Origin of the sequence: Streptomyces daghestanicus (assembly GCF_020521275.1) — a bacterium.
Classification (GTDB): Bacteria; Actinomycetota; Actinomycetes; order Streptomycetales; family Streptomycetaceae; genus Streptomyces; species Streptomyces griseoviridis.
The window spans coordinates 172,340-196,793 of sequence record NZ_BNDX01000013.1; the positions used below are offsets into that span (position 1 = coordinate 172,340).

At 71.9% G+C, this 24,454-nt stretch carries 16 protein-coding genes and 2 pseudogenes; 9 read left to right on the forward strand and 9 right to left on the reverse strand.

Features of this window, described 5'->3' with window-relative positions:
- Positions 1-75 precede the first annotated feature (75 nt).
- The 3 genes and pseudogenes from Sdagh_RS25165 to Sdagh_RS25175 form a co-directional block, all read left to right on the forward strand.
- Positions 76-264 (forward strand): annotated as a pseudogene (locus tag Sdagh_RS25165) (transposase); the annotation flags it as partial.
- A gap of 80 nt (positions 265-344) precedes the next feature.
- Entirely contained in the window at positions 345-1,217 is an 873-nt protein-coding gene (locus Sdagh_RS25170) for an LLM class flavin-dependent oxidoreductase (protein ID WP_226535716.1), read from the forward strand.
- Between the two features lie 113 nt (positions 1,218-1,330).
- A protein-coding gene (locus Sdagh_RS25175; protein WP_372478471.1) for an IS5 family transposase occupies positions 1,331-2,175 on the forward strand; the annotation gives its coding sequence in 2 pieces (ribosomal slippage) (positions 1,331-1,670 and positions 1,670-2,175; 846 coding nt in all).
- A gap of 100 nt (positions 2,176-2,275) precedes the next feature.
- Here the strand turns inward: Sdagh_RS25175 and Sdagh_RS25180 are convergent.
- The 4 genes from Sdagh_RS25180 to Sdagh_RS25195 form a co-directional block, all read right to left on the reverse strand.
- Complete coding sequence (locus tag Sdagh_RS25180) at positions 2,276-3,118, reverse strand: aminoglycoside phosphotransferase family protein (RefSeq protein WP_190078619.1); 843 nt, start codon at positions 3,116-3,118, stop codon at positions 2,276-2,278.
- 219 nt (positions 3,119-3,337) lie between these two features.
- A complete protein-coding gene (locus Sdagh_RS25185; RefSeq protein WP_190078618.1) occupies positions 3,338-5,164 on the reverse strand; it encodes an ATP-binding cassette domain-containing protein in 1,827 nt (608 codons plus the stop codon).
- Entirely contained in the window at positions 5,161-6,993 is a 1,833-nt protein-coding gene (locus Sdagh_RS25190) for an ABC transporter ATP-binding protein (protein ID WP_190078617.1), read from the reverse strand. Before Sdagh_RS25190 ends, Sdagh_RS25185 begins: the two co-directional genes overlap by 4 nt.
- A gap of 8 nt (positions 6,994-7,001) precedes the next feature.
- Positions 7,002-7,823, reverse strand: a complete 822-nt coding sequence (locus Sdagh_RS25195) for an HAD family hydrolase (protein ID WP_190078616.1) — start codon at positions 7,821-7,823, stop codon at positions 7,002-7,004.
- A gap of 241 nt (positions 7,824-8,064) precedes the next feature.
- On the opposite strand from Sdagh_RS25195, the gene Sdagh_RS25200 reads away from it, so the two are divergent.
- The gene (locus tag Sdagh_RS25200) at positions 8,065-9,615 is read left to right on the forward strand and encodes a PHP domain-containing protein (RefSeq protein WP_226535718.1); all 1,551 of its coding nucleotides are present in this window, start codon (positions 8,065-8,067) and stop codon (positions 9,613-9,615) included.
- A gap of 332 nt (positions 9,616-9,947) precedes the next feature.
- Positions 9,948-12,119: a carbamoyltransferase family protein gene (locus Sdagh_RS25205; RefSeq protein ID WP_190078615.1), complete on the forward strand. Its 2,172-nt coding sequence runs from the start codon at positions 9,948-9,950 to the stop codon at positions 12,117-12,119.
- A gap of 59 nt (positions 12,120-12,178) precedes the next feature.
- Here Sdagh_RS25205 and Sdagh_RS25210 read toward each other — a convergent pair whose 3' ends face one another.
- The 5 genes from Sdagh_RS25210 to Sdagh_RS25230 form a co-directional block, all read right to left on the reverse strand.
- Positions 12,179-13,213 (reverse strand): phosphotransferase family protein, encoded by a 1,035-nt coding sequence (locus Sdagh_RS25210; protein ID WP_226535720.1) that lies wholly within the window; start codon positions 13,211-13,213, stop codon positions 12,179-12,181.
- 53 nt (positions 13,214-13,266) lie between these two features.
- Positions 13,267-15,183 carry a hypothetical protein gene (locus Sdagh_RS25215; RefSeq protein ID WP_190078613.1) on the reverse strand — a complete coding sequence of 639 codons (1,917 nt, stop codon included), beginning with the start codon at positions 15,181-15,183 and terminating at the stop codon, positions 13,267-13,269.
- A gap of 90 nt (positions 15,184-15,273) precedes the next feature.
- Positions 15,274-17,028 carry a carbamoyltransferase family protein gene (locus Sdagh_RS25220; RefSeq protein ID WP_190078612.1) on the reverse strand — a complete coding sequence of 585 codons (1,755 nt, stop codon included), beginning with the start codon at positions 17,026-17,028 and terminating at the stop codon, positions 15,274-15,276.
- 365 nt (positions 17,029-17,393) lie between these two features.
- Positions 17,394-18,473 (reverse strand): histidinol-phosphate transaminase, encoded by a 1,080-nt coding sequence (locus Sdagh_RS25225; protein WP_226535771.1) that lies wholly within the window; start codon positions 18,471-18,473, stop codon positions 17,394-17,396.
- A gap of 228 nt (positions 18,474-18,701) precedes the next feature.
- Positions 18,702-19,436 (reverse strand): 4'-phosphopantetheinyl transferase family protein, encoded by a 735-nt coding sequence (locus Sdagh_RS25230; protein ID WP_226535723.1) that lies wholly within the window; start codon positions 19,434-19,436, stop codon positions 18,702-18,704.
- Positions 19,437-19,784: 348 nt separating this feature from the next.
- On the opposite strand from Sdagh_RS25230, the gene Sdagh_RS25235 reads away from it, so the two are divergent.
- The 4 genes and pseudogenes from Sdagh_RS25235 to Sdagh_RS25250 all read left to right on the forward strand — a co-directional run.
- On the forward strand, positions 19,785-21,077 hold the full coding sequence (locus Sdagh_RS25235; RefSeq protein WP_229879959.1) for an MATE family efflux transporter: 1,293 nt from the start codon (positions 19,785-19,787) through the stop codon (positions 21,075-21,077).
- Positions 21,078-21,203: 126 nt separating this feature from the next.
- On the forward strand, positions 21,204-22,349 hold the full coding sequence (locus Sdagh_RS25240) for a glycosyltransferase family 2 protein (protein ID WP_190078610.1): 1,146 nt from the start codon (positions 21,204-21,206) through the stop codon (positions 22,347-22,349).
- A gap of 8 nt (positions 22,350-22,357) precedes the next feature.
- A complete protein-coding gene (locus Sdagh_RS25245; protein ID WP_190078609.1) occupies positions 22,358-23,707 on the forward strand; it encodes a DegT/DnrJ/EryC1/StrS family aminotransferase in 1,350 nt (449 codons plus the stop codon).
- Positions 23,679-24,452: pseudogene (locus Sdagh_RS25250) on the forward strand (HAD-IIB family hydrolase); the annotation flags it as partial. The gene Sdagh_RS25245 and the pseudogene Sdagh_RS25250, both read left to right, overlap by 29 nt.
- Positions 24,453-24,454: the final 2 nt, after the last annotated feature.

Sequence of the window (24,454 nt, forward strand, 5' to 3'; positions counted from 1 at the left end):
CCCTAACTGATCGTTTCGGAATGAGTTTGGCTCACTGACTTGGCAGTTGGGCTGGTGGGCGGCAGAGTTCTGCGTGTGTCGGATGATCTTGTGCCTGATGACCTGTGGGATCGTGTCGCTCCGCTGCTCCCGCCTCGCCGACCACGGCGTCGGCGGTATCCGGGCCGGTTGCCGGTGGATGACCGTGTGGCTCTGCGCGGGATCGTCTTCGTGCTGCGCACAGGTGTGACCTGGGCGGACGTGCCGACCGAGACGATCGGCTGCTTCGAGGGCTTCGGCGGCAGCCGACCCCGTACCGGCAAAGCCGTTGATCACCTCTTCGGCCGGACCGTAGGTTCCGTCGTATGACGAGTCTCCGGATCGGTGTGATGTACGACCGCGACTGGGTGCCCGAGGAGTTGCCCGCCTTCGCGCGGCGGGCCGAGGCGCTCGGCGCGGACGACCTGTGGGTGGTGGAGGACCTGCGCTGGAACGGCGGGGTGTCGGCGGCGGCCGTGGCGCTGGGCGCGACCAAGCGGCTGCGGGTGGGCATCGGGATTGCCCCCGCGCCGTTGCGCAGCCCGGCCCTGCTGGCGATGGAACTGGCCACGCTGGCGAGGGTGTTCCCCGGCCGCCTGGTGGCCGGGATCGGTCATGGCGTCCGGGAGTGGATGGAGCAGGTCGGGGTGGCGCCGCGCTCTCCGCTGGCCCTGCTGGAGGAGACGATCACCGCTGTGCGGGCGCTGCTGCACGGGGAACGGGTCACGGTGGACGGGCGGGAGGTGCGGATCGACGGCATCGAGCTGGTGCATCCGCCCGCCGAGCCGCCGCCGCTGGTGGCGGGGGTGGTACGGCCGCGCTCGCTGGAGCTGTCCGGGCGGGTCGCGGACGGCACGCTGATCGCCGAGGGCCACGGACCGCGGGACCTGGAGTACATCCGGGCGCTGCTGGCCAAGGGCGGCGCGGGTGACGACCACACGCTGAACGTGTTCGCGTTCGCCTGCGTCGGCGACGACCCCGAGGAGGTCGCGCGGACCCTGCACCCGCACACCGAGGGCCACGGCGCCTGGCTGGGCCGCCCGCAGGAGGAGGTCTTCACCGTCTCCGGCGACGCCGCCGGCGCCGCGGCACGGATCGACGCGCTGCGGGAGTCGGGCGCCGACACCGTCGTCCTCCGGTTCGTCGGCGCTGAGCCGCTGCGGCAGATGGAAGCGGTCATGGAGGCCGCCCGGCGCTGACCCGCCGTGCGTCGATACGCAGGTCAGCGGGCTTTTTTGCTCCGGACCGGCTTCGTCGTGGACGACCCGGCCTTAGGCCATTTCGTTCGGATCAGTCGGTCGTTGGTCCGGGTGTGCCGTTGACTGATGCGCGGTGGGCGCGGATCGAGCTGTTGCTCCCGGACCGGACGCCGAGGCGGGGTGGCCGCTGGCGTGACCATCGTGAGGTGATCGACGCGATCGCCTTCGAGTTCCAGACCGGTACCCAGTGGGTGCATCTGCCGGAGAAGTACGGCAACTGGCGCGGTGTCTACAACCGGCTGCGGATGTGGGCCGTCGACGGCACGTGGGAGCGGGTGTTCACCGCCCTGGTGGCTCAGGCCGACGCGGACGAAGACGTCAGCTGGGCCGTCTCCGTCGACTCCACCATCGTGCGCGCTCATCAGCACGCGGCCGGGGCCCGCAAAAAGGGGCCCCGGCCGGCGAGCCGGAAGACCACGCCATCGGCCGGTCCCGCGGCGGACTGACCACGAAGGTCCACCTCGCTGCCGACGGCCGGTGCCGACCGCTGGCGTTCGTCCTCACCGCCGGTCAGGCCGGAGACGCACCCGCCTTCACCGACGTCATGGCCCGCCTGCGCGTTCCCCGCCGACGAGGACGGCCCCGCACCAAGTCGGACCTGGTCCTGGCCGACAAGGTGTCCTCCTCCCGCGCGATCCGCGGCCACCTGCGCCGACGCGGCATCCGCGCGGTGATCCCAGAACGGGCCGACCAGCAGGCCAACCGGCGCCAGCGCGGACAGACGGGCGGCAGACCAGCGGCCTTCGACCGCGAAGCGTACAAACAGCGCAACACCGTCGAGCGGTGCATCAACCGCCTGAAGCAGTGGCGCGGCATCGCCACCCGCTACGAGAAAACCGCGACCGTCTACCTCGCCGGACTTCACATCGCGGGCATCTTCCTCTGGTCCGCCCGCTGATTCAAACGAAACCGCCTAGCACCGGATATGCCCTGATCACGGCCTTCTGCAACACCTTTAGAGCCTTCCCAAGGACACACATGGGTGCCGCCCGGCGCGGTCAGCCCACTCCACGGCGGTCGAGCGAGGCGCGGACCAGGGCGAGGCCCTCCGTCCTCCAGTGGTCCCGGTCGGGCATCTGGTCCGCGCGGCGCCAGCGCCAGGCCGCGAACATGGCCCAGTCCACGGCCCGGCACCGGTACAGGAGGTCCGGGTCGGCCCCCGCGTAGTGCTCCGCCACACCGTCGGGAGCGTGGGCGAGGTCGAACTCGACCGGCCCGCGGCAGCACGTGGCGAGGTCCACGAAGAGCGGCCCCCGCTCGGTGGCGAGGAGATTGCCCTCGTGCGGCTCTCCGTGCAGCAGCTGGTCGCGGGACCGGTCCGCGCCGATGGCGGCGCTCACCTCGCCCAGGGTGCGGGCGAGGAGGTCCCGGTCGGCGTCGGACAGGTCGGGTGACCGCTCCCGGTCGGTCACCTCCCGCAGCGCGCGGGCGGCCCGGTCGGTGAAGTGGGGCGCGTCCAGTTCGACCCGGCGCAGGGCGGCGTGCTGCCGCATGAGCACGTCCGCGTACGCGGCCGGCGTGATCTCCGCCGCCACCGGCGCGTAGTAGATCCACAGCGAGACGGCGAATCCGTCCCGTACGTACACGCGGGGTTCGCCCCGGGGGTCCAGCCCGCCCACCGGGGCGTCGACGGCCGCCAGCCGGCGGGCCACCTCGACCTCGAACGCGGAGTCGGCCAGCTGTCCCGGCGGCGCGACCCGGGCCAGCACGTCGCACGGGAGCAGGCGCAGCGCGACCCGGTCCGAGTCGTGGACGACGACCACGTCGTCCACGCGCAGCCCCAGCTCCGTGGCGGTCGCCCGGGCCGCCTCGACCGCGCGACGCAGTTCCGCAGGCTCCATGTCGTTCTCCTCATCGTCGGCTACGCACACACATCCGGGAACGGCGACGGCACCCCGACCGTCGTCGGGGACATCATCCGGCACCCGAATCCCGGGGGGATCCGTTTCCGGTCGGCCTAGGGTTCCGGCGACAACGGCCAGGGGCAGGGGGCCGCCGTCCGAAGCGCGGACGAACCCCCGGACGGGGTGCGCTGACGCCGCACGGCCCGCCGCCGCGGTTCAACCAGGTGCATAGGCCTTCGCCTGGATGCCGTACAACTCCGCGTAGCGTCCGCCGGCCGTGAGCAGTTCCTCGTGGGTGCCGGACTCGGCGACACGTCCGGCGTGCAGCACGAGGATCAGATCCGCGTCGGTGACCGTGGAGAAGCGGTGTGAGACGATGACGGTGACGGTCCCGGTCCGCGTGCTCAGTTCCCGCGCGCGGGCCATGTAGCGCTCGAAGATGGCGTGTTCGCTGGGCGCGTCCAGCGAGGCGGTGGGCTCGTCCAGCACGAACAACAGCGGCGCCCACCGCATCGAGGCACGGGCCAGCGCCGTCTTCTGCCACTGCCCCTCGGACAGGTCCACGCCGTCGAAGCGGCGCCCGAGCTGGGTGTCCATGCCGTCGGGCAGACGCTGGAGCAGCGCCTCCGCGTCTGCCGCGCGGACTGCGGCGAGGACCGCGTCGCGGTCGTCGAGCCGCCGTACGTCGCCCAGTCCGACGGTCTGCCCGAAGCGGATCTGGAAGCGGCCGAAGTCCTGGAACGCCGCGCTGGTACGGGCGTGCCAGTCCGCGGTCGCCAGATCGGCGAGGTCGGCCCCGTCAATCCGGATCGTGCCGACGTCCGGCTGGTACAGCTTGCACAGCAGCTTGACCAGGGAAGTCTTTCCGGAGCCGTACTCCCCGACGACGGCGACCACGCTGCCGGCGGGCAGATGGCAGTCCAGGCCGTCCAGCGTGGGGCGGCTGGTGCCGGGGTACGTGAAACGCACCCCCTCCAGGGTGATGCCGCGGCGTAGCGCGGCGGGTACGGGCAGGGCGCCGGCGTCCGCATCCCGCTGGCGTGCGGTGTACGCCCGCAGCCACAGGTAGGCGTCGACCACGCCCGCGCTGCCCGTTGTGCGGCTCACGCGGGCCACGGTCAGCTGGATCGAGTCCCGCAGGGTCACGGCGACCGTGACGGCCAGCACCACGTCGCCGACGCCGCCCTGACCACGCGCGGCCCGGTCCAGCAGCAGGGCCAGCCCGCCGACGAAGCCCGCCGTGAACAGCACCCAGCCGACGACCTTGTAGCCCGCCGCCCGCAGACGCGCCCGTATCCGTCCCCGTACCGCCTCGTCCCAGGCGCGTGTCTGTGCCTCGGTGACCGCGTGGCCCGCGCCGGAGACCCGGATCTCCTTGCCGCCGGACGCCTCGGTGGCCAGGTTGAACAGATGGCGCTGCAACCGGAACGCCTCGGCCGTGTCCGTCTCCGCCGTGGCGACCGCGTGCTGGCCGCGCCGGTCCAGCCACAGGGGCACGGCCGCGAACACCAGCAGGAGCAGCAGCCACGGGCTCACGGTGCCCAGCAGCAGCAGGGTGAGCCCCAGCCGGATCGCGCCCGCCACTACGTCCACCACCGTCCACGCGCCGTAGACGAGGTTCCATCCGCCGGTCTGGACCACGGTGACGCGGTCCAGGACCTCGGTGCGTTCCAGGTGGTCCAGCCCGTCGAGGCCGAGAATCACCTCGTTGATCCGGCGGGTCATGTCCAGCGCGCCGACCGAGTCGACCATCAGAATCGTCAGCGTGAAGTCCAGGTTGAGCAGGTACGCGGATAGGGCCTGCGTCGCGGCTGCGGCGGCCCCCGCGACCGCCGCGCCCGTCACGTCGCCACGCACGACGTCGTTGACCGTCGCCTGCAGGGCGAGCGCGGTGGCCGCCACGTTGACCGACGCCGCGAGCTTGATGCCCAGCAGGCCCGCGGTCCGCCAAGGGTGAGCTCGTCGGCACAGCCGGATCAGTTCCAGCCAGAGACGGAGGTAGCGCGACCATCCGCCCGGGACGGTCGGCGCCGACGCGGTCATATGAGTTCGTCCTCCTCGATGCGGTCGTCGTACCCCCGGTTGAACCGGTCGGCCTGGATCGCGAACATCTCCGCGTACTGGCCACCGGCCGCCACCAGCCGCTCGTGGGTGCCGGACTCCACCACCCGCCCGCCCTCCAGCAACACGATCCGGTCTGCCCGGCGCACTGTGGACAGTCGGTGCGAGATGAGGACGACACTCGCGTCCCCCCTGTGTGCCGCCAGCCGCTCGAACACCTCGAACTCGGTGCGCACGTCCAGGTGAGCGGTCGGCTCGTCCAGCACCAGCAGCCGCGCGCCCGTCCGCACCGCGTACAGGGCCCGTGCCAGGACCACCTGTTGCCACTGACCACCGGACAGGTCGACCCCGCCGGTGCGGGTCCGCGCCAGGGGTGTGTCCCAGCCGTCCGGCAGCCGCTTCACAACCTTCGTCAGCCCCGCGTCGCGCGCCGCTTCACGGACCGCCGCCCGGTCCACCGGTACCGCCGCGTTGCCCAGGGCCACGTTCTCCGCTGCCGACAGGTGGTAGCGCACGAAGTCCTGGAACACCACGGCGATGCGCCGCCGCCATGCCACGGGACCCAGTGCCGCGATGTCCACCCCGCCCGCCGTGATCCTGCCGCGGTCCGGCTCGTACAGCCCCGCCAACAACTTGATCAAGGTCGACTTGCCCGCGCCGTTCAGCCCGACGATCGCCACCAGCTCGCCCGGCCGAATCTCCAGGTTCAGCCCGTCCAGCACCTGCCGTGACGTTCCCGGATAGGCGAACCCCACATCCTCGAAACGCACCGGGGCGGCGCCCGGCGCCGCGTCCGTCCCCCCGGAGGCCGAGGTCTGCGCACTCGGCTCCAGGAGCGTCCGCAGCCGGTCGACCGCGTGCAGGCTCGCGATCCCGCCAATCACGTCCCGGGGTTCGCCGCCGAACGCGCGGTACACCGCCGCGCCGGCCGACAGCACCGCCATGGCGACCGCGAGCGACCGGTGGCCTCGTGCCGCGGCCAGCGACACCGCGAGGAAGGCGACCGTCATCGGCACCAGCAGCACCGCCAACTGCCGCCACTGTGAACGCAGCTGGTGCCGTGCCACGGCGAAGACCGGATCGTAGAGGGTGTGGATGTGTTCCTCGGAGCGGTCCAGCGCCCACCCGCCCAGGCCGAAGAGGCGGATGTCCTTTCCCTCGCTCGGCGACACGATCGCGTCGTACCAGAGACCGGCGCGCAGCGCGGCGCCGCTGTTGCCGCGCCAGGCGCGGTACCACCGCATCGAGTCCCGGCGGTTGAGCTGCTGGTACAGCAGGGCCGGCAGCACCAGGAGGGGGATCAGCCACCACGCGTACGCGGCCAGCACCACGGAGGAACTGAGCAGTGTGACAGCCCGTCCGAACTCGGCGAGCTGGGCCACCGCCCCGGCGCCCGGCGTGCGTTCGGTCCAGTTCTCCGGGTCGGCCCGTGCCAGGCGGATCAGCCGCTGCACCTCCGGCCGTTCCAGCGCGTCGATGGTGTGGCTGGTGGCGGCGAGCCGGGCGACCCCGGCCCGATGCCTGCCGTCGATGCGGGCCTGCACCGCATAGGCCAGGGGATCGCGCACCGCCTCCAGCCCGTGGCCGAGCAGCAGCACCCCCGCGAAGAAGAGCAACGGCACCGCGGCGGCGGCCAGGGACCCGGCCCGCACCTCCTGCACCCGGTCCAGGAGCTGGGCCAGCGCGACAGCCGTGGCGGGCGGCACCAGGCCGGCCAGCAGGATCTGGCAGCAGAGCGAGGCGAGCAGGACCGGGCCGGCTGCCCGCAGCAGGGCCAGCAGCCGCAGACGGTCACGTACGGCACTCTTCATCACCGGGACTACCCCCGCGGCGTCGACGGCGCGGCCCCGTCCAGGTACCCGGCCTCGCCGGCGTGCACCAACTCGACGAGATCGCTCACTCGCAGCCCTTCCAGCGTCGGCACGACCAGATCCGCTCCCGCCCGTTCCAGCTCGTGCGCCCGCGAGGCCCCGGTGGCGACGCCGACGCACCGCACGCCCGCCGCCAGCGCGGCGCCGACGTCACTGGTGGTGTCACCGATCAGGACGATGCCGGTTCCGCCGAGCACCTGGCCCCGGGCGCCGGCCTCGGCGCGGACCGCCCCCACCGCGCCACGGACGACGTCGGACCGGGCGTCCTGGGCGTCGCCGAAGCCGCCCAGGGCCGCCAGTCCGGACAGCCCGGTGGCACGCATCTTGCAGGACGCCACCGTGCGCGCGTTGCCGGTGGACAGCCCGACGATCACCCCGTGCCGCCGCAGTCCGGCGACGAGGTCCGCGGCCCCCGGGAGCAGTTCGTGCGCGCTGTCGAGGCCCTCGGTCGCCGTCGTGACCAGGTCGCACATGGCCGCCACGACGGCGGCACGCAGGCCGGGTGACTCGGCGGCGGGTACGCCTGCCCCGCGCAGCACGAGGTCGATGGTCCCGGCGTCGGTGCAGCCCGCCAGATCATGGCCGTTGACGAACAGGTCACCGCCCTCGTAGCGGAACTCGGCGGGCGCACCGGATACCCGTTCGATCGCGGTCGCCATCGATTCCATGTGTACGCGCTGAAGAAAGGCACCCGGCCGCAGCAGTGTGCCGTCGATATCGAAGATGACGGCGGCGCCCCGGTCGCTGCCCGGCCATGTCGAGTGGTCCATGCTCCCCGTCCGTCCATGGATTGGATCCGCCGCGTCACCGTACCCCAGCTTTCCTTCGCGGCATGAGCGAAGGACCGGCGGAGCGCGTTGTTCAACTGCTTCCGGGAGACAGTTGAACACTCCTTGACAAAGGTTGCTGAATTTGCTCGTCCGCCGTCCACGAATAAGACGCCGATTACTGTTTCCAGTCGTATCGGCACTCGTAGCATGGCGCCCGGACCCTACCCAGAGGAGCCGTTCGGTGTCGCAGAACCAGCACGGTCACGACCAGGATGAGGGCCCGCGGCCGGCCGGCCGGCCCGGCTTCCGTCACAGCGCGGCGCCCGGTGACGGGCGCGCGGTCCGCTGGCTGGCCGGAGACCACCACGTGCACACCCTGTACAGCGCGGACGGCGTGTACCGGGTGATCGACCAGGCCAGGCACGCACGGGCCTATGGCCTCGACTGGCTCGTCATCACCGATCACGGCGGACCGCAGCACAGCAGGATCGGCGTCGACGCGGTGCACCCCGAGATCGTCGCCGCCCGGGCCGAGCTGCCGGACCTGCTGGTCTTCCAGGGACTCGAATGGAACATACCGAACGCGGAACACGGGACGGTCTTCGTGTCACCCGGGCCGAACGAGGTGACCGTCCTCAAGGAGTTCGAGCGGGTCTACGACGGATCGCGGATGCCGGCCACCCACACCGCGGAGGAGAACGAGGCGAGGGCGGTCGCCGGGATCGCCTACCTCGGTGGTCAGGTGCGGCAGCGGCACGTGGACGCGGCGCTCATGCTGGCCAACCACCCCTCCCACCGGGGCCTGGACTCCCCGCACGAACTCCGTGCCTGGCGGGACGCGGACCCGAGCGTGGCCATCGGCATGGAAGGCGCGCCAGGCCACCAGGCGGGAGGCATTCCGAAACCGCACGGATTCGGTGGTGCCCGGGGCTACTACTACCTGAAGCCGACCGCGGCGTCGTTCCCGGGATTCCCGCTGGACGCCTACCGGTCGTGGGGCGGATTCGACTGGATGACCTCGACCGTCGGCGGGCTGTGGGACAGCCTGCTGGCCGAGGGCCGGCCCTGGTGGATCACCGCCAACTCCGACGCCCACGCCGTCCACCTGGACCACGCCCGGCCGGGCCCCGGCAGCGACTTCGCCGCCAACGGGCGCAACGACGATCCCGTGTACAGCCCGCAGCCCGTAGTCGACGGCGACTTCTGGCCCGGCTTCTACTCCAGGACCCATGTCGGCGCGACCGAGTTCGGCTACCGCGCCGTCATGGACGGCCTGCGGTCCGGCCGGGTCTGGGTCGACCACGGCGGCCTGGTCGACTCGGTCGACGCACAGGTCCGGGTGGCCGGCAGCCCTCCAGGAGCGGGGGCCGTGCTCGGTGGCACGCTCACGGTCCGGCGCGGGACCCCGGTGGAACTGGCTCTGGAGATCACGCTGCCGACGACACCGAACTGGGCCCAGTTCGTTCCGGGGCTGGCCCGCGTCGACCTGATCCGGGGAGCGGTCACCGGCCCGGCGGCCGACCGCGACTCCTTCATCGCTCCGCGGACCCGGGTGGTCACGTCGTTCGAGGTTCGCCCCGGTGACCGGAAGCTCTCGGTGCGCTTCGACCTGGGGCGGGTGGACGAGCCGTACTACGTGCGTCTGCGCGGCACCGACGGCAACCGGTCACGGCCCGGCCTGCTGGGCGCGGACATCGATCCGTGCGGGCCGGCGATGGACGTCGACGGAGATCAGGACCCCTGGACGGATCTGTGGTTCTACGCCAATCCGATCTGGGTGTTCCCGGAATGATCGGAGCGGCTTGCGGCGGCAATCGAAACACCCGTAAAGTCCCCGCTCGGAAGAAGAGGAAAAAAGCCTTCCGGGATACGCGTCGGTCTCCTGGCCACGCATTCTCCGAGCGTCTGCACCCGCAGGCCGCTGAACCGGGAAGACATGGGCCGCAAAGCGTCGGGCATTGTCGACGGCCGTCCTTTTCCGTCTTCTACCGAACTCATCCTCTCTCCCTGCTCGGACGGACATTCTTTGGGGGACCGCGTGGTTTCGAGATGTGCGGTGCGGCAGCAATCGGACGGTGCCCTCGGCCGGGGGCACCGACCCACTAACGGCATGAGGTGGTCGCGATGATCGTGCTCGGCGCCAAGGCGGGGGAGCACGACGCGTGCTTCGCGCTGGTCAAGGACGGGGAGCCGCTGTTCGTCTACGAACAGGAACGGTTCAACCGTGTGAAGCACGGCAGGTCGAGCGATCTGTCGGTCCTGTTCGAAGGCCTGGCGGAGTACGGCCTCAGCCCCGGTGACGTCGATCTGGTGGCGACCTGCGGGGACCACGGCCTGGTGCCCGAGCGGTTGCGACAGGCCCGCGCGTATCTGACCGGGGAGGCACTGGAGAAGGCCACGAGGAACGTGACGTGGCGGCACCCGACCTTCCACCGGCTGCTGGCCGAAGCCGGGTTCGGCGAGGACCGGGTCGTCGATGTCCGGCACCACGTGAGTCACGTCGCCAGCGTCTTCCACGCCAGCCCCTTCGACGACGCCGCCGTCCTCAGCCTCGACTGCAGCGGGGAAGCCGACACGGCCATGCTGGCGCACTGCACACGACGCGAGGGCATCGGCATCCTGGAGACCGTCGGTCTTCCGCACTCGCTCGGCCGCTTCTACGAAGCCGTGACGACTTGGCTCGGCTGGGGCTTCGGCGAAGAGGGAAAGACCATGGCACTCGCGGCCTACGGCGATCCCGAGCGGTACGCGGCCGACCTCTCCGGCCTCCTCCGCGTCGACGGAGACGGCCTGTTCCGGTTCGACGAAGGGCTGACGGACGGCACCTTCTCCTACTCCACACCGGAGCTGGTGGCCCGGGTCTTCGAGGAGCGGTTCGGGCCGCGCCGGAGGCGCGACGACGAGATCGGGCAGCACCACAAGGACGTCGCGGCAGCCGGGCAGTACGTGTGCGAACGCGTGATGCTTGCCCTCGCCACCACCCTGCGGAAGCGGACCGGGTCGGACGCCCTGCTGGTCACCGGCGGCGTCGCCCTGAACTCGGTCGCCAACGGCCTCATCCGCAAGGAGGGCCTCTTCCCGCACATCGCGGTCTACCCCCAGGTGACCGACGCGGGTGCGGCGCTGGGCGCGGCGCTCCACACCTATCACCAGCATGTGCGGCCGGCTGAACGCCATCACTGGGAGATGAGCCACCCGTTCCTCGGGCGGGGGATCGACCTGGACCGGGTGGGCGAGGCGGCGGCCGCCGCCGGTATCGAGGGGGTCCGGTGCGACGACCCGGCAGCCTTCGCCGCGGAGCGGCTCGCGGCCGGGCAGATCGTAGGGTGGATCCAGGGCCGGAGCGAGATAGGTCCGCGGGCCCTCGGCAACAGGTCGATCCTCGGCAATCCGGCCACGCCGGGCATCAGGACCAGGATCAACGCGGAGGTCAAACACCGTGAGAACTGGCGGCCGTTCGCGCCCTCGGTGCTGGAGGAGGATCTGAGCACCTACTTCGAGGCGACCGAGCCGCTGCCGTACATGACCGTCGTCGCGCCGCTGCGCGAGGAGTGGCGGGAGACGCTCGAATCGGTCTGTCACGTCGACGGGACGGCGCGGGTCGGCACGGTCGCGGAGTCGTTCAACCCGCTCTTCACCCGGCTCATCCGCGCGTTCAAGGAGCGGACCGGGATGGGGATGGTGCTGAACACTTCGTTCAACGACAAGGGGGAGCCGATCGTCCAGACGTGTGAGCAGGCGCTCCGCCTGTTCGTGTCCTCGGGCATGGACGTCCTGGTCATCGGTGACCGGGTGTTCGAGGACAAGCGCGGTGCGCGGGTGGGCGACCTCGATCCGCTGCGCCTCAACTGCCGAGGCCTGCCCGACCGGCCGACGCTCCTGGTGGCGCTCCCGGAGGCCGGCCACGCGCAGCACACCGTGGACGTCCTCGGCCGCGAGCGGATCCTGACCACGTCGGTCCTCTGCGCCGTGGGGGAGGGAGAGGCACCGCGTTTCGCCGGTGAGGTGCTGCGGGCGGACGGCGAGGACGCGCTGTTCGAGATCGCCGGGAAGTGGCCGCAGGCCGTCTTCCTGGTGCCGTGGGGCGCGGACAAGTTCGTCTTCGACCCGGAGGTCTACCACTCCGGGACGGCGGAGGTCTCACGCCGGCTCATCGAAGCCGGCACCGACGACCTCTACTGGGTGGACCCGTCGGGACAGGTCGTGCGGGCCCGGGACGTCCTCTACATCCACCAGGCACCGCCGCCCGGCGTACCGGCGGCCTACGCCCGGTACTGGCAGCCCGCCGAAGGGTGACCCCGCGGGCGCCGGGGAAGACCCGGCGCCCGCCTCACACCCCGTGGCCGCCGTCCCCGTCAGACGGGGGCCACGAGCGGGTCCGGCAGCGCGCCGGGGGCGGGCCACCGGCCGGCGACGATGCGCCGTACCCGGTGCAGAGCGTGGCCGGGCGGGAGGGAGGCGGCGGGTCCGTCGGGCGGGGCGATGGCCAGCGACCGTACCGAGTAGGCCAGTACGTACAGCCGGACGTGCCGGGCGATGCCCTCGGTGCGGAACAGCTCCGGGTATTCCTCCTCCAGCATCCGCAGCACCGACGGGTACGTGCCGGCTCCGCCGACCGCGTCGTCGGCGTACTCGCACATCCGCATGAGGTCCAGCGAGGGCGCCGCGATCCGGGTCCACTCGAAGTCGAGCAGCGAGACGGTGCCGTCCGGCGCCCGCCACAGGTTGCTCAGGTTGAGGTCACCGTGGACCAGCCCGCTCCGCCCGGGGGCGTCCACGGTCGGCTCGGGGTCCCCGAGCGTCCACAGCAGACGCACCGCCGCCGCCATGAGCCCGGTGTCGACGTACGGCATCCGGGCCACGTGCTCCGCGAGGCGCACCGCCCGGGACACGGGCAGGGGCGCGATGTCCGCGCCCACCAGGTCGTCGACGGTCCCCGCCGCCAGACCCGGGCGGGCGCGCACCACGTCGGCCAGGGCAGCCGGAGGCACCCAGGCGTGCAGCTCCCGCAGCACCGAGGCCGTCTGGCGGATCGCCGCACGGCGCTCGGCCGTGGTCAGCCCCGGCCAGGCCTCGGCCAGGGACCGCCCGGTGAGCCGGCGGGTGAGGGAGTACGACAGCGGATGACCGTGCACGGTGAGGTCACCGTGGCCCACCACCTCGGGGCGGCGCACGGTGTCCGGCACCTGCTGGAGGACCGCGGTCTCCCGCGCCATCCGGCTGACGTCGCCGCGCCAGCAGACGCGCAGGACGACAGGGCCCAGCCGGGCGTCGTCCAGTGCCCAGGTGTCGTTGGACTGGCTCTCGATCAGGCGCGGTGAGCCGTGCGGCATCAGCACCGCCGCGGCGCAGACGTGCTTCAGGCGCTCCGGCAGCGTGGGAAACGTCATGCCCTCAGGGTAGAGGGGGCCGCCCGGGGCGACCGGGGTGTTCCCGGAGGCGCTCACGGGGTCAGCCGCATCCGCGCCAGGCGGATCAGGTCCTGGTTCTCCGGGCCGGTGCCGAAGGTGGAGACCGCGGCGGCGGCGACTTCCGGGTCGCGGCCGGCGGTGGTCCAGGTGCAGGTCAGTTCGTTGGCGCCGGCCCGCAGCAGGGAGGGCGGCAGCACGATCCGCTCGTGCCGCCATGCGGTCGTCACCTCACCGGCGTGGCAGGGACGGCCGTTGAGCCGCACGTCGAAGCGGCCGCCGCTGATCCCGGGCCCCGCGACGAGGACGACGTCCAGGGTGAGGGGCAGCTCCCCGGAGGTGAGAAAGCCGTAGCGGCTGACCGGACCGTTCTCCCCCGCGACGACGGTGAACGGCCGGGGCCCGCTGTCCCGTTCCCGCCAGAAGGTGTCCAGCAGATTGACCTCACCGCGCCGCTCGACCCGCAGCTCCCGCCAGAGGGCGTCCAGTTCCTTCGCCAGCCGCTGTCCGCCGTCCTCGGGGAGCGACCGCAGCGCCCGCTCGGCGAACCGGGCGTCGAGCACGGGCAGATGGGAGAAGTTCTTCAGGAACCAGTACATGCGGTCCGAGCGAGCGGCGAGCGAGTCCCCCAGCAGCCAGAACTGCGCCTGAGGCAGGGACATGGTGAAGTACGTCGCAAGGTCCTCCACGCACGTGGGATCGGTCCGCGCGGCGCACCGCAACCAGTGCTCGACGATGTCCGCGGACTGCCCCCAGTGCTGGTTGTGCAGCGCGGAGAGCAGATAGGCGGCGGCCATCTCCCGTGCGGGCGGGGACGCCCGCACGAGCCGCTCGGGCCAGCCGGGCGCCGGTGCCAGACCGAGTCCGGCGCAGACCTCGGCCACGATGTCGGCCGCGACGTCCCGCAGCGAATCCAGCGTGTGGTGGCAGTAGTCGAGGAAGATGTCCCGGCCCAGCGCGGCGATCCCGTACCGCTCGCGGGCGCGGGCCGGGACATCGACCAGGCGGCAGCCGGCCGCCCGGCCCAGCAGCCGCAACTCCTCGGCGACCTCGGCCGGACACCGCCGTTCGTAGTTCGCCGGGTCGGCGCCGGTACTCACGGCCCGGCTCAGCAGTGCGACCCCCTCGGCCTCGCGTCCGAGCCGGACCAGCGAGCGGCCGGCGATCTCCATGGGCCGTGCCGTGGTGCCGCCGTCCAGGGCCGTCATCCGCTCGGCCAGGGCCAGGCGCCGGGCCGGGTCTCCGGCCGTGTCACCGTCGGCCGGCTCGTCCAGCCGGCGGCGCGTCGCCGTCCACTCGGCCAGCCGGTCATCGGGCAGCCAGGTCGGCACCACCCAGGGGGCGTGCCAGTCGAGCTGGTTGGTGGCCGGGACCACCACGACCAGCGGTATCCCCGCTGTCCGGCACAGCTCCTCCACCTCCTGGCAGAAGTCCCGGGCGAACGCGGCCATGGCCTCCCGGCGGGCGTCCAGGTAGTCCGCGTACCCGCGGCCGGCGAAGGTCCGGGCGGCGTCCCGCCGGGTCTCCGGGGCGTCGAGCCACGGAGTGGAACGCGGGAAGTTGTTGCCCACGTAGAGGACGATCATCGCGCACCGCAGTTCCACCGCGGCCCGGCACAGTTTCGCCGCGCCCGTGGCCGAGAGTCCGTTGACGGTGAAGTCGACCAGCTCCAGGCGGTCGTCGAGGTCGGCCTCCCGGAACGCCGCCCGGCACAGGTCGGGCAGCGTGACGACCGGGTCGAGCAGGAAGCCCCGGGCGACCGACTCACCGACGACGGCGACCCGGAACGGCTTGCGCGGCTCGACCGGGATCTGCTCGTCCCGGGACCAGCAGCCGCTCTGCCTGGGGAACTCGCCCGGTGGCCGGTCGTCGCGGCGGACCAAGCGGGTCCCGTCGTCCGAGAGCGCCCAGGGCCCGAAGCCCTCGTCCAGGATCCGGCGGACCGTACCCATCTCTCACACCCTTCGCTGGTCTGTCGAGGTGGCTTCGCGATCCGCCCGGCGCACCGGGAGATCCGCGCCTGATCCGAGCACCCGCTCGCATCAGAAGAAGCTGTACAGTTCCTCGCCCTGCTGGAGCCCCGCGCCGGCCACGAAGCGGTGCTCCTCCACCGCGGCCTCCCGCAGTTCCCCGGGGATCGACGCCGCGTCGACCAGTACGTCCTCCAGGCACAGCACGTCGAGGGAGGAGCGCAAGAAGGTGCGCAGCGCGTCGACCGGGGTGCAGACCACGGGCTCGTCGCTCAGGTTGAAGGATGTGTTGAGCAGCACCGGTACACCGGTCAGCGCCCCGAAGTGCTCCAGCAGCCGGTGGTAGCGGGGGGCCACGGCGGCGTTCACGGTCTGCACGCGGGCCGTACCGTCGACATGGGTCACCGCGCCGAGGACGTCCGGCCGCCGCACCGTGAACAGGTCGACCATGAACGGGGACGTGCGTCCCATGACGAAGTACTCCTCCGCCCGTTCCTCCGGCACCGCGGGGGCGAAGGGCCGGAACTCCTCACGCCATTTGATCTTGCTGTTCACCCGGTCCCGCATGTCCTCCCGACGGGGATCGGCCAGGATCGAGCGTGCGCCCAGGGCCCGGGGCCCGAACTCCATCCGCCCGTGGAACCAGCCCACGGTGCGGCCGTCGGCGAGAGCCCCGGCGACCGCGGCCACGAGCCCGTCCTCATCGCCCCGGAAGTCCCGGAAGGGCACTCCGGCGCCGGTCAGCAGCTCGGCGATGGCGTCACTGCCGTACCGGGGACCGAGGTAGGCGTGCCGCATCGCCCCGGTGGCGGGGGTCGCACGGGTCTCGGGAGGTTCGGCGCACAACGCCGCGCCGAGGGCGGTGCCCGCGTCCCCGGCCGCGGGCTGGACGAACATGCGGGTGAACGGTGACCCCTCGAACGCGACCGCGTTGGCACGGCAGTTCAGCGCGACTCCGCCGGCGAGGCAGAGGTTCCTGGTCGGCCGCTGCCGGGAGAGCCAGTCGAGGAGGGCGGACACGGCCGACTCCAGGACCGCCTGGCCCGACGCGGCGATGTCCGCGTGGTGCGGCAGCACGGGCTCACCCGGACGGCGGGCCGGGACACCGAGCAGTTCGGCGAGGTTGCTCCGGTGGCCCTCGGGCTCGCTGATGAAGTCCAGCACGTCCGTGTCCATCGTGAATCCGCCGCCGTCGATCTCCAGCAGCGCCCGAAGGCTCGCCTCGTACGTGGGCTTCCCGTAGCTCGCCAGGCCCATGACCTTGTACTCGTCGGAGTTCGGGCGGTAGCCGAGGTACGAGGTCAGACACGAGTAGAACAGGCCCAGGGAAGCGGGGAAGCGGACCCCGCCGAGCCGGGTCAGCTCCGGGCCCCGCCCGTGCCAGAACGTGGTCGTGTCCCACTCGCCGACCGCGTCGCAGACGAGCACCGCGGCGTCGTCGAAACCGGAGACGTAGTAGGCGCTGGCCGCGTGCGCCCGGTGGTGGTCCACGAAGTGGATCTCGCGGGTCCATTGCAGACCGTCGCGCAGCCGGGCCTCGGTGTCCTGGGCGGTCACCCTGACCTCGGGGCCTGCGGTGCGCCGGGCGGCCTGCCACTCCTGCCGGGACCGCTTGTGCCGGGGGACCTCGTAGAAGGCCAGCCGGTCCACGTCGGCGATGGTGGCCCCGGCCTCTTCCAGGCAGTAACGGACGGCGTTGACCGGCAGAGCGGAGTCGTACTTCTGGCGAGTGAACCGCTCCTCCTGGGCCGCTCCGACGATGCGGCCGTCGGAGAGGAGGCAGGCGGCGGCGTCGTGGTAATAGGCGGAGATTCCGAGCGTCAGCATGGCATATGCCCTTCAGTATCGCCCTGCGTGTCAGGCGGCCCGACGTGACGCGCACCCGTTGGACGGGCCGGGAGCCTCGGCGGCGGCCTGCTCAGAAGACGGAGCGGCAGTGGTACGGGTCACCGGTCCGCGGGCGTGCCTGCGGCACCCCGGCCGGTGTGCCGTCGGTCCGGTGGGCGGTGTCCGCACGGCGGGAGACCCGACCGGCGGCTCGCCACCCGGCCGCACAGGACCACAGTAGCCCGGCGACGACCGAAGGCGGCACGGCGAACGCCGGCCCCCTGAACACCATCGGCACGCGCCCGCCGGGACGGGGCCGTTCAACTGTCCGGCGGCGCCAGTTGAACGTGTCCGTCACCCGGCGGTCACCCGCCGGCGGACAGTTCCGCCTCGCGGACCGCGCCGGCCGCCTCCAGGAACACGTCGTTCTCCTCGCGGGTACCGATGGTCATCCGCACGCCCTCGTCGGGAACCACCTTGACCGCGACACCGAACCGTTCGAGGTCCTTTCCGAAGCCCTGGCTGGCGGCGCCGAGCCGCAGCCACACGAAGTTGCCCTCGCTCACCGGCACCCGCCAGCCTTGGGAGAGCAGGGTGTCGCGCACCCGGCCGCGCTCCCGCACGGTCGCCTCGACCCGTTCGCCCAGCTCCTCCTGGGCGCCGATCGAGGCCAGCGCCGCCGCCTGGGCGAGCCGACTCACCGAGTACGTCACGTGCGTCTTGTCCACCGCCTCGATGATCTCCCGTCGTGCCACCAGATAGCCCACCCGCAGGGCGGCCAGCCCGTACGCCTTCGAGAAGGTGCGCAGCACGGCGACGTTGGGATGGTCCCGCAGCAGGGTGAGCCCGTCGGGCACGGCGGGGTCCCGTACGTACTCGAAGTAGGCCTCGTCCAGCAGCACCGTCACGGTCCGGGGGAGCCGGCGGAGGAAGCTTTCGAGCTCCGGGCGGCCGACCGCCGGCCCGGTCGGGTTGTTGGGGTTGCAGACGATCACCACCCGGGTCCGCCCGCCGATGCTGGCCAGCATCGTCTCCAGGTCGTTGCGCTCCTCACGGAGCGGCACCGGCCGGGGCGTCGCGCCGGCCACGCGGATCAGCTGGGGGTAGACGTCGAACGACCGCCACGGGTACACCACCTCGCTGCCCTGGTCGCACAGTGCCAGCATCACCTGCTCCAGCAGACCCAGCGAGCCGGCACCGAGCGTGACCTCCGCGCCCTCCACGCCCAGCCAGTCGGCGATCGTGTGCCGCAGTCCGACCGCGCCGTCGTCCGGGTACCGGTTCACCCGCTCGATCTCCCGGGCCAGCACCTCCGCGACGGACGGCAGTGGTCCGTAGGCCGCCTCGTTGGCGGCGAGTTGTATCAGGGACGGGTCCGGTGTCCGGACGAACGCGGGGACGAGGTCGTGCAGCGTTGCCCGGGTACGAAGCCCACTCATGGACAGCCCTCTCCGGCTCGGTGGGACATGCGGGCCCCTGCCGCTTCATGACCGGCGTCAGGTTCTGCGGGCGTGGCAGCGGCCGGACCGCCCCGTGACCCGGTCGAGTCACGTGCTTCTCCGGGCCGACGTCCCCGCAGGAGGCGCATGCCGTGGCCGATGATGCAGCACGGTCACCGGCGCGGACAACGGTCGCCCCGGAGCGCCGGTGCCACAGCACGGCACCCGGGTCCCTCAGCCGGGCGCCGGGCGCGCGGGCCGGAGCACAGCGGTCAGCAGCAGACCGCGGCGCACCAGCCAGCGGCCCTCGAAGGTGCCGCACGGAGGGGGACCGGGGCGCGGCCCGGGAAGCAGCCGGGCGGTGAGGGCCGGTCCGGCCGCGTCGAGGACGATGTCGGTGCGGTCGTATCCCGGCCACTGCCCGGCCAGGGGGGTGCACGCCTTGTAGAGGGACTCCTTGACACTGAACAGGAGCCGGTCCCAGCGCACTTCGGGCCGCCGGACCAGGAGATCGGCGACCCGGGCCAGCTCCCGCTCCGTCGCGATCCGCCGCAGGACGGTCACGGGCAGCGGCTCGTTCGGCTCGGCGTCGACACCGAGCGCGGCGAACTCCGTCCGTCTCGCCACCACGGCGACGCGGTAGCCGGCGCAGTGCGTGATGCTCCCCACCACCCCCGCCGGCCACTGCGGTGCCCGGCGGGGGCCCGCCGGCAGAGGTGCCCACGCCACCTCCAGCCGGGAGAGCGCACGGCGAGCCAGGTGCCGTGCCGTGGCGAACTCCGCACGCCGCTCCGGTCCCGCCCCCGCGACGGCGGACTCCTCCACCGCGTACAGCCACGCGCCGGCGAGGTCGCCGAACGCTTCGGCGTGCTCGACCCCGAGGGGCAGCAACTCCTCGATCACGGGCGGCCCGGCCGGCGCCCGGGCTCCGTCGAGGATCGGCCACGCTGACCGTGTTCCTGCCACCACGGACCGTCATCATCGTCCGGCGCGGCGTCCGGTGCGGGACCGCAGTCCTGGTGGCATACCGGGACATTGACTGTCCCCGGTTGGTCACGGAGGGCGACATGTGCGCGAGGGCCGGGACATTCTCCGTGGCCGAAGGGTGAGGTGTCGACGCTCACCGAATCGTCGAATGCTTTCGAATGTGCGCCGCGTGTGGCTAGTATCCGACGCGTTTGCGACTCAGGGATCTTCGAATGCCCGAGTCGGGTGACGGGGGAAGCGGAGAGAGAAATCAGCGTGTCGTCGAAGGTGAACATCGGGGTTTTCTCTCTCAGTTGGCCCATCTTTTTTCAACTGGGTTTCACCTATTGTATGGGACTCATCGACGTCTGGGCCCTGGGGCATATTTCGGATGCCGCAGCGGGCTCCGTGGGCTCGGTGAACACGGTCACGACCTTCGTGCTGATGATGTTCTCCTTCATGGGGCAGGGCGGAAGCCTCGTTTATGCCCGGATGCTGGGACAGGGGGAGACGAGAAAAGCCGAGCAATGCTATTTCGTCGCCGCGATCCTGCATCTCGTGCTGGGCGTGGTGGTGAGCGCCGCGCTCTTCCTGTGGGCGGAGGACGTGGCGGGCCTGCTGGGGCTGAAGGGGGAGCACCTCTCCTACGGCGCGTCGTTCCTGCGCATCGTCGGTGGCAGCTGCCTGCTCCACTCGCTGGTGGCGATGCTGGGCGGAGTCATGGCCGCGAACGGCCGGACCCGGGCGGCCATGTTCGCCGCGATCTTCACCAACGTCGGCAACGCCGCCGCGATCGGTGTCCTGGTCCTGCTCCCCGCCGGCCCCCGGTGGGGCGTGCGCGGGGTCGCGCTGTCCACGGCCCTCGCCACGGCGGCCGGGCTGCTGTTCAGTGTCTGGCTGGTCTTCCGCCGGCTCCGGATCCGCTTCCGGCGGCCCGCCGACCCCCGACAGGTGCGCGCGCACGGCGCGCTCCTGCTGGCCTTCTCGCTGCCCACCATGCTGGAACCGGCGTTCTGGCAGGCCGCCCAGATCGCCACCACCCGCATCATCGCCGCGGTCGGAGAGGACGAACTCGCCGCCCGGATGTACACGCTGAGCGTCACCAACATGATCGGCATGGTGTCCTCGGCGCTCTCCCAGGGCCTCCAGATCGCCGTCGGCCACCTCATCGGCGCCGGTGACCTCGACCGCATCCGGCGCATCTCCCGGCTGACGCGCTGGTGGGGCGTCACGGTGGCGTTCGTCCTCGCGCTGGCGGCGGCCCTGTCAGGAAGCTGGATCATGGCCGGCTTCACCGATTCCCCGGAGGTCGCCGAGGCGGGCCGGCTCCTGCTGTGGTGCGGCCTGCTCTACCTCCCGGCCTCCTCGCTCATCATGACCACGGCGAGCACGCTGCGCGCCGTGGGACAGGTCAACTACCCGGCCCTGACCGGCATCCTGGTCCTGTGGGGCGTCTTCATCCCCCTCGCCTACGCCCTGTCGCTGCCGCTCGGCCTGGCCATCCTCGGCGTGATGATCGCCATGGCGGTGGACGAGAACCTGCGGGCCCTGCTGCTCACGGCCCGGTGGCGTTACGTATCGACGCCGCGGCGGGCCGGGCGGCTCGTCCCCGAGACGGCGGAGGTCCCGCCCGTCGGCGTCTGAGCGTCGCCTTCCGTCTCCTGGGGGACCTCGTGCCCCCGGTGCTGCCTCCTCCGCCTCCCCGATCCCCCTGTGTGCCCCTTTGCTCCTTCCCCTAGTCCTGCCTCTAGTCATGCCTCGGAGAATGCCGTGAAAGCCAGTCTCGTCATCCCCACCTACAACTCGAAGGAACTCCTGGTCCCCTGCCTGGTATCGCTGAACCACCAACGGCTAGACGAACCCGACGAGTTCGAGGTCGTCCTGGTCGACGACGGTTCCACCGACGGCACGGGGGAAGCCGTCGACGCGCTGGAGCTCAACTATCCGGTACGGCGCGTCTACCTGCCCCGTACCGGGAGCTCCTGCCGTTCCGCGGCACGCAACGCCGGTATCCGCGCCGCCTCCGGAGACCTGGTCGTCTTCGCGGACGGTGACCAGATCATCGACCCCCTCTTCCTCCAGGAACACATCCGCTGCCACCGGGCGCGCCCGGGCATCGTGGCCATCGGGTTTCGGGACTATCTCGCTCCCGGGACGGTCGACCTGCCCGCCCTCGGGCGCTCCTTCACCGCCGAGGCGTTCCCGCCCGTCGTGGCGGTGGACGAACGCGCCCAGGTCACGGACACCCTGTCGCAGAACCTGGCCAACCTGGCCACGGGGTGGCACTTCCTGTACGGCTGCAACTTCTCGGTCCGCGCGGAGCACCTCCTGGCCGTCGGCGGGTTCGACGAGGACATCAAGAAGTGGAGCTTCGAGGACGTCGAACTCGGCTACCGGCTCCACCGGCGCGGCCTCACCCTCGTCCACAACCCCTTCTCCCGCGTCTACCACCAGGACCACCCCGAGTCCGACGCGGAACGCTACGCGGACTGGCGGGACAACTTCGCCTACTTCGCCGCCAAGCACCCCGGGCCGGAGGTCCGGCTCCAGTGGGTCCTCGACGCCTACTTCGACCCCCGGCGCGAGGACCGCTCCAGTTGGTTCGACGCCTACCTCCGCTTCGAGTTCGCCTGCCGGGCGGTCGCCGGCCGGCTGCCGCTCGGGCGGTCGTACGAGGTCTTCGTAGTGGACGAGGACAACCTGGACGGTGCGGTGCCGGAGATCGAGAGGTCGGGCGCGGTGCAGGACCTCATCGTGGTCGACACCACCGACGACCGCGACCTGCCCGTCACCGTCCAGACCCTGCGCACCGGCCGTGAACTGCTCTACTTCAAGAACCCCGGCCCCGAACTGCTCAAGCAGGCGGCGAAGTCCTTCGGGTGCGGTGCGCTCCTCACCGCCGGAACGGAGCGCTGAGCACCGCGATGGACACCTCCCCGAAAACCCCCTTCACCGGAGACAGTGCCGCCATCAGCCGGCTGGTGACGGAGGTGCGACGCGGCCGGGTCCCGTCGTACGCGCCCTCCCTCAGCCGTGCGAACCAGGCACTGGCCGATCTCCTCACGCGCGACCCGGGGCGCCTCGACCCGGCCGCCCCCGACCCGGTCTTCGCCACCGATCCCCGGCCGCGGGCCGGAGAGCCGGTGCCGTTCCTGCCCCGGGAGCGGCTGCTGACGCGGGAGGAGCAGCGCACCGCGACCGAGTGCTTCGCCCGCGCGCTGGCCGACGGCGCGCTGACCAGCGGACCGGCCGTGACCGAGTTCGAGGACGCCCTGGCCGACTTCCTCGGCCTGCCGCATGCGGTGGGCACCGGCAGCGGCACCGACGCCCTCGTCATCGCACTGCAAGCGGTCGGGGTCGGCCACGGTGACGAGGTGATCATGCCGGCCAACAGCTTCGCCGCGACCGAGAACGCCGTGTGGGCACGCGGAGCCACCCCGGTCCTCGTCGACGTCCATCCCGACCGGCACACCCTGGACCCGGAGCTGGTCGAGGCCGCGGTCGGTCCGCGCACCCGCGCGATCCTCCCCGTACACCTCTACGGGCGTCTCGCCGACGTGCGGGCCCTGGCGCGGATCGCCCGCCGGCACGGCCTGCGCGTCGTGGAGGACGCCTGCCAGGCCATCGGTGTCACCGGTGTGGGCCGCTGCACGGACGCGGCGGTGCTCAGCTTCAACCCCTACAAGAACTTCGGGCTGACCGGCAAGGCGGGCGCCGTCGTGACCCGCGACGACGAAGTCGCCGCGCGGGCCCGGAGATTCAGCTACCACGGCTTCGACCCGAAGCGGAAGAACGTCAAGGAGGACGGGTACGGGCTCAACGCGCGCATGGACAACTCGACCGCCGCGGTCGGTCTCGGCCTGCTGCCGCGCCTGACCCTGAACAACTACCGCAGGGCCTTCCTCGCCCGGCGCTACCTCGACGGCCTCGCGGAGGCCGCGGCGAGCGGCTCGGTCCTGCTGCCCGCGTCCGCACCGGACCACGCCTGGCACCTGTTCGGCGTACGCTTCCCCGCCGGACGCGCCGCCCGGGACGCGGTCCGCATCCACATGCGGTCCACGGGCCGGGTGGAGACGGACCTCTACTACCCGGTGCTCACCCACCGCCAGCAGACCCCCCTGCACCGCGAACTGTTCGGCCAGGTGGCACTGCCCCGGACCGAGCACCTCCACGACACCGTCCTCCACCTGCCCCTGCACAACAACCTGTCCCTCACCGAACAGGACCGAGTGATCGAGGCGTTGCATGCCGCCGTCCGTGCCGCACTCCACTGACCTCGGCGCACTGCCGGTGCCGCGCACGGTGCGCACCGTGGTGTTCTCCGACTTCGACGAGACCTATCTGGCTCACGCCGGCACCCCGGGGCACGTACGCTCGCGGCGACGGCTGGAGAGCTACCTCGCCGAGGCGGGCGCACGGCAGGGGGTGCTGTTCGGCTGGGTGACCGGCAGTTCCCTCGACTCCGTGCTGCGCAAGGCCGGGACGCACGGGCTGCGCGTCCTGCCGCACTTCCTGGCCTGCTCGCTCGGCACCGAGCTGTACACGGTGCGGGACGGCGCTCTCCGCCCGGACCCGGGGTGGCAGCGGGGACTGCCCGACAGCGCGCACATCGCCGCGCTCGCGGAGCAGGCCGTGCGGGAACTGCGCCTGCGGGGCGTGCCGCTGGTACCGCAGCACAACCGCCCGCCCGGCACCAAGGTGATCAGCCACTACTACTACGCCCAGGACGCCGAGCGCGACGCCCGCCACCTCGCCCTCGTCGGACAGGTGGCGGAGTCCCTCTCGCTCGGGGTCAGTCTCAGCCGTTGCAGTCCGGCGGCCGGCGACCCCGAGAACTGCTACGACGTCGACTTCCTGCCGCCCGCCTGCGGCAAGCGCCGGATCGTCGAGTACGTCTGCCGCGCGCATGGAGTGGACCCGGCGGACGCCTTCGCCTTCGGATACAGCGGCAACGACCTGGAGATGCTGGCCGCCGTCGGCCGGGGAGTACTGGTCGGTAACTGCACCGAGGAAGCCCGGAG

Bases quoted from the DNA above. Each gene is read 5' to 3' on its own strand.
- Sdagh_RS25215 (WP_190078613.1), bottom strand. From the start codon at position 15,183: ATGGGTACGGTCCGCCGGATCCTGGACGAGGGCTTCGGGCCCTGGGCG.
- Sdagh_RS25185 (WP_190078618.1), bottom strand. From the start codon at position 5,164: ATGACCGCGTCGGCGCCGACCGTCCCGGGCGGATGGTCGCGCTACCTC.
- Sdagh_RS25170 (WP_226535716.1), top strand. From the start codon at position 345: ATGACGAGTCTCCGGATCGGTGTGATGTACGACCGCGACTGGGTGCCC.
- Sdagh_RS25245 (WP_190078609.1), top strand. From the start codon at position 22,358: ATGGACACCTCCCCGAAAACCCCCTTCACCGGAGACAGTGCCGCCATC.
- Sdagh_RS25195 (WP_190078616.1), bottom strand. From the start codon at position 7,823: ATGGACCACTCGACATGGCCGGGCAGCGACCGGGGCGCCGCCGTCATC.
- Sdagh_RS25210 (WP_226535720.1), bottom strand. From the start codon at position 13,213: ATGACGTTTCCCACGCTGCCGGAGCGCCTGAAGCACGTCTGCGCCGCG.
- Sdagh_RS25190 (WP_190078617.1), bottom strand. From the start codon at position 6,993: ATGAAGAGTGCCGTACGTGACCGTCTGCGGCTGCTGGCCCTGCTGCGG.
- Sdagh_RS25220 (WP_190078612.1), bottom strand. From the start codon at position 17,028: ATGCTGACGCTCGGAATCTCCGCCTATTACCACGACGCCGCCGCCTGC.
- Sdagh_RS25205 (WP_190078615.1), top strand. From the start codon at position 9,948: ATGATCGTGCTCGGCGCCAAGGCGGGGGAGCACGACGCGTGCTTCGCG.
- Sdagh_RS25235 (WP_229879959.1), top strand. From the start codon at position 19,785: ATGGGACTCATCGACGTCTGGGCCCTGGGGCATATTTCGGATGCCGCA.
- Sdagh_RS25180 (WP_190078619.1), bottom strand. From the start codon at position 3,118: ATGGAGCCTGCGGAACTGCGTCGCGCGGTCGAGGCGGCCCGGGCGACC.